Here is a 13,096-nt window from a genome sequence, read left to right as displayed (position 1 = left end):
GGTCAGCCGCAGCCTGGCGCCGGCCGGCGGCGTGCGCGGCCGCCGCGCCGATGGCAGCGAATTCAGCGCCGAGGCCTCGGTGTCGCAGCTGGAAGTGGCCGGTCGCAAGTATTACACCGCCATCATGCGCGATATCAGCGAGCGCCTGAAAACCGAACAGGCGCTGCAACGCCATACTCAGCAACTGGAATCGCTGCGCGACATGGGACTGACCCTGCTTTCCGCCGCCAGCCCGCAACAGACCGCGCAGGAAGCGCTGCGCATGCTGGCGCAGCTGGTGCCGTTCTGGGGCGCATCGGCGACGATGTTCGACTGGCGGCGCGAGGAAACCGTGTTCCTGGCGCTGGAATGCGAGGCCAAGGACGAAATCCCGCCCGACAGCCGCTTCCCCTTCTCCAGCTACGGCCTCAACGATCTGGAACTGCTCAAGCGCGGCCAGCCCAGCAGCATCCATGACATCACCACGCTGACGCAGCCACCGGCGCTGGTCAAATGGCTGCGCAGCCACGGCGTGCGCGCCTATCTGCGGCTGCCGCTGATGGCGGAAGGTCAATTGCTGGGCTCGCTGAACCTGGCGTTCCTGACCGTGGCCAACAATGGCTTCGAACACCAGGAAATCGCGCGCGCCTTCGCCCAGCAGCTGGCCATCACCCTGCAGCATTCGCTGCTGCGCCAACGCATAGAAAGGCTGAACCGCGTCTACGCCATCCTCAGCGGCATCAATATGCTGATCGTGCGCTGCCATGAACGCCAGGAGCTGTTCCGCGAGGCCTGCCGCATCGCCGTGGACAGCGGCGCGTTCAAACTGGCCTGGATCAGCCTGCTGGAACAAGACGACGAACAGCATCGCCTCGCCGCGCTGCACGGCCAGACCGAGCCGGCGCCGGACCCCGACGGGCTGCTGCAAGTGTCGGCCACCGCCATCGCCAGCGGCGGCAACATCGTCTGCAATCAATTGGGCGCGCCGCTGCCCAACCTGACGTGTGAACAATTGCTGGCGCAAGGCATCCGTTCGCTGGCCTGCCTGCCGCTGCCGCTGCCGGGCCTGGCCAACCGCAGCCTATTCCACGAGCGCCTGGCGCAGCAGATCAGCGCCAACCATCACGAGCAGCGACGCCTGGCGGTGGTCTTCCTCGACATCGAGCACTTCAAGTCCATCAACGATGTCTACGGCCGCTGGGCCGGCGACCAAGTGCTGCGCCTGCTGGCGGCGCGGCTGGAATCCTTCACCGAGGAAGCCCGGCTGCTGGCCTGCGTCAAGATAGACCGCTTCGCGCTGATCTTCCCCGAGGTCAAGAGCGAGGAAGACATCGCGCGCCAGGTGATGCAATTGCAGGAGCGCTGCGTGATCCAGCCCATCGCCATCCTGGACAAGCAATTGCGCGTATCGGCCAAATTCGGCATCGCCACCTACCCGGAAGACGGCGCCGACGCGGAAAGCCTGCTGGAAAACGCCGAAGCCGCGCTCAAGCTGGCGCAGAACACCAATGAGCGCTACCTGTTCTATCGCCAGGAAATGAGCGAGCGCGCCGCGGTGACGCTGGAGCTGGAAAACCGGCTGCGCCTGGCGCTGGAACACAAGGAATTCGTGCTCTACTACCAACCCAAGGTGGACGCGGTATCGCGGCAGATCGTCGGCGTGGAAGCGCTGCTGCGCTGGCAAAGCCCGGAACGGGGCCTGGTGTCGCCGGCGCAATTCATCCCGCTGCTGGAGGAAACCGGCCTGATCCTGGAAGTGGGCGCCTGGGCGCTGGCACAAGCGGCGCGCGATCATCGCCGTTGGCTGGAAGCCGGCTACCCGGCGCCGCGCATCGCGGTCAACGTGTCGCCGCTGCAATTGCGGCAAGTGGATTTCGCCGATCAACTGCGGCGCGCGCTGAGCCAAGGCGCCGCGGTGCCGGGCATAGACATCGAAATCACCGAAACCGTGGTGCTGGACAATCTGGACACCTGCGGCGAAACGCTGCGCCGCATCCGCGATATGCAAGTGGGCATCGCCATCGACGATTTCGGCACCGGTTATTCCTCGCTGTCCTATCTGGCCAAGCTGCCCACCCAGGAATTGAAGATCGACCAGTCCTTCGTCCGCGCGATGCTGGACGATCAGGACGCGATGACGCTGACCGGGGCCATCATCGCGCTGGCTCATTCGCTGCAACTCAAGGTGGTGGCGGAAGGCGTGGAAACCGACGAGCAGGCCACGGCGCTGACCTATATGTTCTGCGATACCCTGCAAGGCTATCTGTTCTGCAAGCCGCTGCCGGCGGCGGAGCTGGAACGCCGTTTCTGGCAGGACCGCCTCGATCCGCGCGCGCCGCTGCTCAATACCGTCCAGGCGCCCACCGCCACGCCGGCCACGGGCTAAGAACCTGTTTACGATCTCGCGAGCTAAGGCGAGACAAGGCGAAAATGGCTGAGAAAGCGGAATGTACAAGCGGTACATGAGCATTTCGAAGGCGTACTCACCGTGTGATGTCTCACAACGCGCAGCAGAGCGTAAACAGGCTCTTACGGCTAAAGCCGCCGCGTTACCTTGACCCCATTCCCGCTCTCGGCAACAATCCCCACGTTGCCGCCCACATGCGGCACACGGGATTGGCGTCTCGTTAAACGATAAAAAAGCGGCTGTGATCCGACAGCCGCGCACCATAGCAGTGCCCTGACGGGCAGGCTCGTGGTGGGAGAGTGCTATGCGCTCGCCGGTTTTATCGTTTCCGGTACGCCAATCCTGCCACGCGCCTGCCTCATACCTCAGCCTCACCCGGCAGGTGGTTTATCTTGTGTCACAGCAGGAGAAACACCATGTCTTACACCCTCCCCTCACGCCGCCGTTACAAACTGGCCGCCCGCGAACAACAGGAAGCCCTGCTCCCCTTCGTCCGCTATCTGCCTTCCCGCGACTACCCTCATTACTGGCAAATGCCCGCCGCCTCGGAAAACCACGCGCTTGCCCGCGCTTATGGCCGAGAATGCGCCGCCCATCTGCTGCAATGGTTGAAGGACAACCCGGAATACGTCGGCTCCGGCCTGCTCAGCCGCATCGCCCGCGACATCGACTTCAGCGACCTCAGCCAGCGCGGCCACTGGATCGGCTTCTTCAACTACCTGGAGCATATGCTGTGGCTGGGCGCGCGCCGGGTCCGGGTTTATCGTCATCTCGACTGCCAGCACCAGTTGCACGATGCGCAGACCCTGCGCACATGGCTGGAGGCGCGCCGCGCGCAACGGCGGCACTGATAAACGCAAAAAAGGGAGGCATCGCCTCCCTTCGTCCCCGTTTGGGCCGCGCTGTGCGCGTCCTCTTTGGTTCAGCCGGACCGTGATCCGGCTGACTGTTTCCTGCTTATCCGTTATCCAGTTTAACCGTTTCCGGCTTAACTGTTCCGGTTTATTTGGCTGCGGAAGCCGCGGCCTTCTTGTGAGACTTCTTCACCGCGTGCTTCTTGTGCTGCGCCGGCTTCTTCGCGGCCTTGGCCGGAGCGGAGGCTTCGGCCTTGGCGGCCTGGGCTTTTTGCGCCGGAGCGGACGCGGCTTGCTTGTGGGTTTTCTTCACCGCGTGCTTCTTGTGCGGAGCCGCTTTCTTGGCGGCCTTGGCCGGGGCGGAAGCCTCGGACTTGGCGGCCTGGGCTTTCTGCGCGGCGCCGGAAGCGTGCTTCTTCATTGCCTTGTGCGGAGCTTTCTTGGCGGCCGGCGCGGTCTTGGCGGCCGGCGCGGAAGCGGGCTTGGCGGCTTCGGCGGCGAAACCGGCGGCGGAGCTCAGGGCGAAAACGGCGGACAGGGCGATCAGGCTCAGTTTTTTCATGATGACATTCTCCAGTCGGGTCAGGGGGGCGTCCGTCTGCTCTGTGCTGCCGTGACGCCAAGTTTGGTGTTTCCTTGCTGCGTATCCTAGGCGCGCCGGACGGCCCCGTCTGTGGGTCAGTTGTAAAGGCATGTAACGCTGCGTAGCCATTACTGAGTTTGCACCTCAAGCTCGCTGATCCGATACTCGCCATCCAGCCAGGCCACCACTTCGCGCGCGCAGGGGTGTTCCAGCGCCGCATAGCGGCCGCGCAGCTCGGCCGCGCGCTCGCCCAAGCGGTCCAGGCCGATGTCCTGCAAGGCCAGCAGATCGTGCCACAGCATGTCGGCCAGCGCCTCGCCGGCCACCGCCTGCGCGGCGCGGCGCATCGAGGCGCCGTATTGATAACGCGGCCCCAAGCGGTAGCTGTCCGCTAGCGTCAGCGCCGGAATCAGGCTGAGTTCCGCTTGCAGCGCCGGGTTCACCCCATGCGCGGCCAGCAGTTCGGCATTGGCCACCGGCCGCCCGGTGAAGCCGCGCAGATGCAGGTATTGCGACATGCGCGCGCCGTCGTTCACCGGGTAGTTGTCCCACAGCACCGGCTTGCGGCCCAGCCATTTGCCCACTTGCAGCAGGTGGCCGGGGGAGATTTCACGGGAGCAGACTTCCTCGCCGGTCCAGAAGATGTCGATGTCCGGCGCCAGCCACTGGCCCAGTTGCTGCAGATAGCCGGCCGGACGCTGGCCGAACACCCGGTCCAGCACCGGATCGCTGGAGTAATAGCTGGGACAGACCAGCAGCCGTTCCACTTCGCAGCGCTGGCTGACCCAGGCGACGATCTCGGCCTGGCGTTCGGCCAGGTCGGGCAGGTCGCCGCGCATATCGTCGAACAGGATGGCCAGTTGGCGCATGCCCAGCCGCTGCAGCTGGGTCAGCTTGCGCGTCAGCGCGCGCTTGGCCTCGTCGTCGAAATTCAGATAAGCCTGGTAGGGGCTGAGCCCGATGCCGAAGCTGACGCTGTGATGCTGACAGTGGGCGGCGAACTCGCTGAGTTGCGCCTCCCATTCCGGCGGATAGTCCTGCTGCCACTGGCGGCGCAGATAAGCGTCCGCCTTGGGCGCGTACAGGTAGAAGCGATAGCCGTGCGCCGACAGCATGGCGGCGACGCGCGCCCGCTGCGCCCAGCTCCAGGGTTTGCCGTAAAAACCTTCGATGATGCCCAGAGGAATGTTCATGGAAAAACCTTCAGCGTCTTGGACGCGCCGGCGCCGGCCCGCCGCGCCCGGTTGACGGCCAAGCGCGGTCGTCAACCATCGAGAAATGATGACTTTAGCCTGATGATTGACTCAAAATTGCGCGCCAAGTTGCATTTCCACCGGAAATCTGACCGGCTTATGCCATTGCTGGCAATGCTAGCGCCGCGTCGGATCCGCCTCGTCCGGCGTCGCGGCGCGATCGGTCAGCACGATGCGCACGCAATGTGGGTGTTGGGCGCGGACCCGGTCCAGGAAGGCCAGGCCATCCATCTGCGCGGAGCGGATGTCGGCGATCACCGCGCCGGCATCCTGGCGCACCAGCCAGGCCAGCGCCTCGCTTTCGCTGCTGGCGGCCAGCACCTGGCAGCCGTCGCGTTCCAGCGTGCCGGCCAACGCGGCCTGGATCGCGCTCGGCTCACCCAGCAACACCAGCTTGGACGCGGCGGTCGCTTCGTCGCCGCAGTCCAGCCGCCGGCCTTCGCGCAAGATTTGGGCGAAGGCCGGCGCCGGCTGCGGCCGGCTGAAATAGAAACCCTGCATTTCGTCGCAGCCGCGCCCGCGCAAAAACGCCGCCTGCGCTTCGGTTTCTACGCCCTCGGCGATCACCGCCAGCTTCAAGCCGCGCGCCAGCGACAGGATGGCGGTGGCGATGGAGGCGCTGTTCGGATCGCAATCCAGGTCGCGGACAAAGGATTGGTCTATCTTCAAGCGGTCCAGCGACAGGCGCTTGAGATAGCTGAGCGAGGAGAAGCCGGTGCCAAAGTCGTCTATGGTCAGCATGATGCCCAGTGCCTTCAACTGCTGGGTGGCGCGCACAAAGGCTTCCGAGTCGGCCATCATCGCGCTTTCGGTCAGCTCCAGTTCCAGCCATTCCGGCGCCAGCCCGGTGTCCACCAGCACCCTGCGCGTCAGTTCGCACACATCCATCGCCGCGAACTGATGAGCGGACACGTTCACCGACATCGTCACCGGCGGCAGCCCGGCGTCCTGCCAGGCCTTGGCCTGCGCGCAGGCGGCGCGTAGCACCCATTCGCCCAGCGGCACGATCAGCCCGCTGGCTTCCGCCAGCGGAATGAATTCGGCAGGCAGCAGCAGCCCATGGCGCGGGTGCTGCCAGCGCACCAGCGCCTCGCAGCCGAACAGCTCGCCGCCGTGCAGCTTAACCTGGGGCTGGAAGTGCAGCACCAGTTCGTCTCGCGTCAGCCCGCGGCGCAAGTCGTTCTCCAGTTCCAGCAATTCCAGCGAGCGCGCGTTCATTTCCGCCGCGTAATAGCGCACGCCGTAACCGCCCACGCCCTTGGCCTGGTAAACCGCCGCCAGCGCGTTGCGCAGCAGGTCGTCGCCGTTGCGCCCATCCTTGGGGAAGACTGCTATGCCGATGCTGCCGGACAGAAACACTTCCCGCCCCGCGGCTTCGAACGGCTCGGCCAGCAGCTTCAGCACCGCCTGGGCCAACGCGGCGCCGGCCATCTCGCCCTGGCTGAACAGGATGAATTCATCTCCGCCCAGCCGCGCCAGCGTGTCCGCCTTGGCAATGCCTTCCAGCCGCTGCGCCAGTTGGCGCAGCAAGTCGTCGCCGGCTTCGCGGCCCAGGGTGTCGTTGATGCCTTTGAAGCGATTGAGATTGAGCGCCAGCACTTCCAGCCGGTGTTGTTCCCGCCGGCAGCTGCGCAACGCCTGGCTTAGCCGATCGCGCAGCAGGTTGCGGTTGGGCAGCCCGGTCAATTCGTCGAAATTGGACTGCCGCTCCAATTGCTGGATGTAGCGCTGGCGTTCGCGGATGTCGGTGAAGGACACCACCGCCCCCAGTTGCAGGCCGCCGCTATGCATGGGCACGGCGGAGAATTCCACCGGCAGCGCGCTGCCGTCCTTGTGCCGGAACGCGTCCTCGCAAGCTCGTGCTTCCTGGCCGGAACGCAGCATCGCGCGCAGCGGGCCATCCGCCGTCTCGTCCGCCACGCTGAGACAGGCGCCGGCGTCTCGGCCCAGCAGTTCTGTTTCGTGGTAACCCAGCATCGCGGCGGCGGCGGGGTTGATGAAGCGGATGACGCCATCGATATCGATGCCGAAAATGCCTTCCGCCGCGGAGTTGAGGATTAGCTCGTTTTCCGCCATCCGCCGCGCCACTTCCGCTTCCAGCCTGGCGTTCTGATGGCGCAATGCATCGCGCGCCGCCTTCAATTCCAATTGGGCTTGCACCCGCGCCAGCAACAGGGATGGCCGTATGGGCTTGGCGATGTAGTCGACCGCGCCCAGTTCCAGTCCTTTCTCCTCGTCGCCGGGCGCGTCCAGCGCGGTCAGGAAGATTACCGGCACTTCACAGGTGGCGGCCTGGCCGCGCAGCGCGCGCAGCACGCCGTAGCCGTCCAGTTCCGGCATCATCACGTCGAGCAGGATAAGGTCGGGCGGCTGCTGCGTCGCCGTCAGCAGGCCGCGCTGGCTGGCAGCGGCCGTGCTCACCCGGTAGCGCGGGCTCAACATCTCGCTCACCACTTGCAGCACTTCCGGATTGTCATCCACCACCAGTACCGTCGGCGCATCCGGCGGCGCCTCGCCGTCGGGTTCGGCCGCCACCGTCTCGGCCTTGGGCAGCGCTTCCAGCGCTGCGCCCAGCTGTTTCAGGCCATGGTCCAGGGACTGGATCAAGGCGGCCAGTTCCGGCCCCGACTGGCCCAGCCGCAGGGCGGCCTCCAGCGCGGCGGCCTCCGCCTGGGCGCGAGTCAGGCCCAGTGAGCCCGCCGCGCCCTTGAGCGCGTGGGCGATGTGCCGGCCTTCGTCCAGTTCGCCCGCCGCCAGCAATTGTTCCAGCCGCGCCATGTCCTGTTGATGCGCCGGCACGAATTTATGCAGCAGCCGCTCCAGCCGCGTCAGATCGCCCACCATGCGCAGGCCCGCTTCCAGGTCCAGCCCTGGCAGCGCCATCAGCAGGGCGCGCCGCGCCGCGCCAGGCGGCAACGACGGTTCGAGCGGATACGCGCCGTTCTCCGGCATCGGCAGCCATTTCAGCAGCATGCCGAACAACTGTTCCGGATCCACCGGCTTGGCGACGAAGTCGTTCATCCCCGCCGCCAGACAATGCTTGCGATCTTCATCGAAAGCGTTGGCGGTCATCGCCAGCACCGGAGTGTCCCGCCGCCCCGGCAGCTCGCGGATCAGGCGCGTTGCTTCCAGGCCGTCCATCTCCGGCATCTGCACATCCATCAGGATCAGGTCGTAGCGGGTGGCGGCGACGCTCTCCACCGCCTCGCGGCCATTGCGCGCCAGGTCCGCCTTCAGGCCAACGCTGCCCAACATCCACAGCGCCACTTCCTGGTTGATGGCGTCGTCTTCCACCACCAGCACCTTGGCGGCGGCGCGGCGGCGCAGTTGCGCTTCCGTCTCGCTCGCCTCTTCCGCCGCCGCGGCCACATGCTTTTCACCCAGTTCCAGCCAGGCGGTGAACCAGAAGGTGCTGCCCTGGCCCTCCCGGCTGTCCACGCCGACTTCTCCGCCCATCAGCGCCGCCAGCCGCTGGGTGATCGCCAGCCCCAGCCCGGTGCCGCCGTAGCGGCGCGTGGTGGAGTCGTCCGCTTGCTGGAAGGCCTGGAACAGGCCGGACAGCTTGGCGGCCGGGATGCCGATGCCGGTGTCTTCCACTTCGAAACGCAGTTGCCGCTTCTCGCCCTGCTGGCCCAGCAGGCGGGCCCGCAGCGTCACCGTGCCCTGTTCGGTGAACTTGACCGCGTTGCCGGCGTAATTGAGCAGCGATTGACGCAAGCGCGTGGGATCGCCGCGCAGCCATGCCGGCACGGCGGCGCAATCCACTTCCACGCGCAGCCCCTTGGCCTGGGCCGATTCGCCGATCAGCGAGCGAACATGGTCGAACAGCATGCCGATGGAGAAATCGGTCTGTTCCAGCGCCAGCTTGCCGGCCTCGATCTTGGACAGGTCCAGGATGTCGTTGATGATGGTGAGCAGATGGCCACTGGCCACCAATACTTTTTCCAGTTTGCTCTGCTGCTCCGGCCGCGGCTGGGCGCGCATCAGCAAATGGGTGAAGCCGATGATGGCGTTCAGCGGCGTGCGGATCTCATGGCTCATATTGGCAACGAAGGCGCTCTTGGCCACATTGGCGGTTTCCGCCGCTTCCTTGGCGCGCACCAGCGCCTGTTCGGTGTCCTTGCGCCGGGTGATGTCGGTGACAAAAGCAATGATCTTTTCCGGCTCTTCGGATTCGCCCGGCAGGTAGTAGCAGGTCATTTCCACCGCCACCGAGTTGCCGTCGCGGGTGCGCTGCCAGGTTTCAAACTGGGCGTGGCGCTGGCCGCGCAGCGTCTGCATCATGTCGGCATAGGCCTGCGGCGTGAGCTTGGGATCGATGTCCGACACATGCAGGCGCAGCATGTCTTCCACGCCATAGCCCAGCAGTTCCGCCGCGTAGCGGTTGACGTAGATCAGCCGCCCGCTGGCCGCGTCCAGCCAGTGAATGCCGATGCCCACGCTGTCCATCGCGAACTGGGTGATCTGCAGTTTGGCGCTGGTGGCGCGCACCTCGGCGGTGCGCGTCGCCACCATGTCTTCCAGGTGATGACGATAGAGGTCCAATTCCCGCCCCAGCTGTTTTTTCTCGCTGATGTCCTCCTGCAGCGACAGATAATGGCTGATCCGGCCATCCGGCTGGCGGATCGGCGCGATATGGGCGAAGTCCACGTATTCGCTGCCGTCCTTGCGCCGATTATAGAGTTCGCCCTTCCACGGCTTGCCGGCCCGCAGCGCCGCCCATAACTCGACAAAGGTCTGCCGCGGCGTATTGCCGGACTGGAGCAGGTCCGGCGTGCGCCCTATCACTTCGTCGCGGCTATAGCCGGTATTGCGGACGAAGGCCTCGTTGACGTACTCGATCCGGGCGTCCAGATCGGTGATGACGATGCATTCCGGGCTTTGCTCCACCGCCATCGACAGCTGGCGGATCCGCTCCGCCGCCTGCCGCCGCAGCGTGATATCGCGGAAGGCGCCGTAAATGCTGCCGTCCGGTAGCCGGATCGCGTTCACCTCCACCGGCACTTCGCTACCGTCCTTGCGCCGCAGCAGCATTTCGGCGCTCAATTGCTCATTGGACAGCAGCCGCTGGAACAGCGCCCTGGAATCCGCCGACCGCGCTTCGGCGCTGAACTCGCCGACCCGTCGTCCCAGAATTTCCGCTTCCTCATAGCCCAGCAGCTGGCAGGCCTGCAGATTGACGTACTGGTAGCGGCCATCGGCATCGGCCACCAGCACCGCGTCGGCGGCGTGGTCCAACACGCGGCGATAGCGCGCTTCGGCGCTGGCCAGTTCCCGGGTTTTCTCGCGCAGCGGCCGCAAATCGTTGTAGGTGCCGAAGAAGCCGCAGAAGATTCCGGACAAGTCATGCATCGCGGTGATGGAAGCGTAGACCGGTATCACTTCGCCGTCGCTGGCGACGCGCACCAGTTCTCCGGTCCAACGGCCCTGCTCTATCACCTGCTGCTCCAGCCGCGCTCTTTCTTCCCGCCGCGATGGATCGTCCGGGATGAAGCGGGCGATCGAGGAGCCGACCAATTCGTCCAGCGGATAGCCCATCAGTTCGCCGAAAGCGGCGTTGACGTAGAGAATGCGCCTGGCCGCGTCCGTCATCACCACCGGCTGCGCCGACTGATCCAAGGCCTCCGCCAGCCGATGGCGGTCTTCTTCCATCAATTTGCGCGCGGTGATGTCCTCGGTGAAGATGACGATGCCGCCGATGGCGCCATCGCGGCCATGCCAAGGCCGCACTTCCCAGCACAGCCACTGGACGGAGCCGTCCTGACGCGCAAAGCGCTCTTCTTCCTGGCGGATCACCTCGCCATCCAGCGCGCGGCGATGCACGAGCCGCCAGGATTCAGGGATTTCCGGAAACACATCGTAATGGCAGCGGCCGATGATGGCGCCATCCAGCCGGTAATCCTCCAGCCAGCGGCGGCTGGCCGCCAGATAGCGCATGCCCCAATCGAACATCGCCAGCGCCGCCGGCGCGTGTTCGATGAACAGCTGCAACCTTTCCTCGCTTTCCTGCAAGGCGTTCTCCATCGCCTTGCGGTCGGAGATGTCCTGCATCGCGCCGCGCACCGACACCACCCGGCCGTTTTCCAGCACCGGCCGCCCGGAGGTGCGCACCCATTTGCGGCGGCCGCTGGCGCTGATCAGTTGCAGTTCCAGGTCATAGGGTTCCGCGTCGGTCACCACCCGGCGCACCGCCGTTTCGATGCGCCGCCGGTCTTCACCATGGAAAAAACCCAGCCCCAGCCGGGTATTGACGGGCGCGTCGACCGGCAGGTCGTGAATACGCGCCACTTCCGAGGTCCAGCCGCCGTTGCCGCTGGCCGGATCGAACCACCAGCCGCCCACTTGGGCAATCGCGCTCATTTCCCGCAGCAGTTCTTCGCGCTGCCCCTGCTCCGCTTCCACCTGCTTGCGCGCGCTGATGTCGGAAGCAATGCCGCATACCGCGTAAACCTGGCCATGGGCATCGAGCAAGGGGAACTTGAGCACCAGATAGGTATGCGTCCCATCGCTCAGCGGCACGGTTTCCTCGTATTCGCGCGCCTGGCCGCTGCGTATCACTTCCTGGTCGGCGCGGCGCAGATTGGCCGCCACCTCCGCCGGGAACAGGTCTTCGTCGCGCAGGCCGCGCATGGCGTCGGCGTCGAGATGGAACAATTCCGGGTAACGTTGATTGGTCAGCAGATAATGCCCTGCGTCGTCCTTGACGAAGATGATGGCGGTGGAGTTGTCGATGATGGCGCGCAGCAAGGCTTGCTGGCGCGTCAGCTCGTCCTCGGCCACGCGGGAGCGGCGGCTGATCAGGCCTTGGCTGAACAGGCTCAGCATGACGCCGCACAGGGAGAACATGGCGATGGACACCGCGTCCGCCGGCTTGGTAATGGCAAAGCTCCATTGCGGCGGGATGAATAAATACCAGACGATGAACACCGACAGCGCGGTGGCGATCAAGCCGCCCTCCAGCCCGCCCAACGCCGCGGACAAAAACACCGCCGGATAGAACAGGAACCAGGCATAGGGCCGCATCCAGTCCCATAACGGCCATTGCAGCGACAGCGCCAACAGGGGTATCAGGACGCTCAGCCCGATGCGGCGGTACGGAGCGGCGAAGAGAGCCTGGAGGCGCCGTCTGCCTGGTTTGGGATCAATCAATTATCGGCCTCGTCTCGGGAGCTGCCGCGGTGTGATCGGACGCTATCCACGATCCGACAAGCGGCGAAAACGGCCGGGAAAGCGGCATGCGCATTCGGCACATGGGCATTTCTCAGCGGAACTCGCCGTGCAAGGTCTCATGACGCGCGGCAGACTTTAGAACAGGTTTTCTGCTCTCACGATAGACCACGCGCCCAGCCCGGACAAACCGATCACTCCCTCACATCGCCTTGAAGCGCTGCGCGTAGCCGCGGCTCAAGGGCAGCGTTTCCGGCCGCGATTTAAGCCGCAGGCTGCAGCGGCCGAGCAGGTCCAGCTCTATCGACAGCACTTGGGCGAGATTGACGATCAGACCGCGGTGGATCTGGGCGAAGCCGTCCGGGTCCAGCCGCGCCGCCAGCTCGCGCAGCGACATGCGGATCAGATGGCTTTCCTCCACGGTCACCACCTCGGTGTATTTGTCCCTGGCCTTGAAATACACCACCTCGCCGGCGGCGATCAGCCGCTTGCTGTCGCCGAGGCCGGCGGTGATCCAGTGCAGCCGCGGCGTCGCGAGCGCGGGCGGAGCCGGCGGCGGCGCGCCATGGGTCTGTTGCAGCCGCGCGATGCACTTGAGCAGACGCGCCTCGTCCAGCGGCTTGAGCAGGTAATCTGCGGCGGCGGCGTCAAAGGCCTGCAGCGCGAACGCGTCGTAAGCGGTGACGAAGACCACCCGCGTGCCGGCCACGCCCTGCGCCACCTGCACGCCGCTGAGACCAGGCATGCGGATGTCGAGAAAGGCGAAATCCGGCCGCAGCCGGTTGATCGCGGCCAGCGCCGCCACGCCGTCGCCCAGCACCGCCGCCACGTCCAGCTCCGGCCACAGCGCGGC

General features: G+C 65.5%; 6 protein-coding genes. 2 read left to right on the top strand and 4 right to left on the bottom strand.

Annotation, left to right across the window (positions count from 1 at the left end; translation table 11 throughout):
- The coding region (locus tag LQT98_RS08415; protein WP_231461913.1) for a sensor domain-containing protein at positions 1-2,365 on the top strand (2,365 nt) is incomplete at its 5' end.
- A 437-nt stretch (positions 2,366-2,802) separates the two neighbouring features.
- A complete protein-coding gene (locus tag LQT98_RS08410) occupies positions 2,803-3,237 on the top strand; it encodes a hypothetical protein (RefSeq protein ID WP_231461912.1) in 435 nt (144 codons plus the stop codon).
- A gap of 151 nt (positions 3,238-3,388) precedes the next feature.
- Here the strand turns inward: LQT98_RS08410 and LQT98_RS08405 are convergent, their stop codons facing one another.
- The 4 genes from LQT98_RS08405 to LQT98_RS08390 all read right to left on the bottom strand — a co-directional run.
- Complete coding sequence (locus tag LQT98_RS08405; RefSeq protein ID WP_048407895.1) at positions 3,389-3,802, bottom strand: hypothetical protein; 414 nt, start codon at positions 3,800-3,802, stop codon at positions 3,389-3,391.
- Between the two features lie 149 nt (positions 3,803-3,951).
- Positions 3,952-5,016: a beta-N-acetylglucosaminidase domain-containing protein gene (locus tag LQT98_RS08400; protein WP_231461910.1), complete on the bottom strand. Its 1,065-nt coding sequence runs from the start codon at positions 5,014-5,016 to the stop codon at positions 3,952-3,954.
- Between the two features lie 177 nt (positions 5,017-5,193).
- On the bottom strand, positions 5,194-12,225 hold the full coding sequence (locus LQT98_RS08395) for a PAS domain S-box protein (RefSeq protein WP_269325977.1): 7,032 nt from the start codon (positions 12,223-12,225) through the stop codon (positions 5,194-5,196).
- Positions 12,226-12,445: 220 nt separating this feature from the next.
- Positions 12,446-13,096 (bottom strand): LytR/AlgR family response regulator transcription factor (locus LQT98_RS08390; protein WP_231461908.1); only part of this gene is annotated, 651 nt, incomplete at its 5' end.

The sequence above is a fragment of the Chromobacterium aquaticum genome (genome assembly GCF_021129195.1).
In the GTDB taxonomy this organism is placed as follows: domain Bacteria; phylum Pseudomonadota; class Gammaproteobacteria; order Burkholderiales; family Chromobacteriaceae; genus Chromobacterium; species Chromobacterium aquaticum.
The sequence above is the reverse complement of the archived record's forward strand: the minus strand, read 5'-3'. Positions and strand labels throughout refer to the sequence as shown.

Bases quoted from the DNA above. Each gene is read 5' to 3' on its own strand.
- LQT98_RS08400 (WP_231461910.1), bottom strand. From the start codon at position 5,016: ATGAACATTCCTCTGGGCATCATCGAAGGTTTTTACGGCAAACCCTGG.
- LQT98_RS08405 (WP_048407895.1), bottom strand. From the start codon at position 3,802: ATGAAAAAACTGAGCCTGATCGCCCTGTCCGCCGTTTTCGCCCTGAGC.
- LQT98_RS08410 (WP_231461912.1), top strand. From the start codon at position 2,803: ATGTCTTACACCCTCCCCTCACGCCGCCGTTACAAACTGGCCGCCCGC.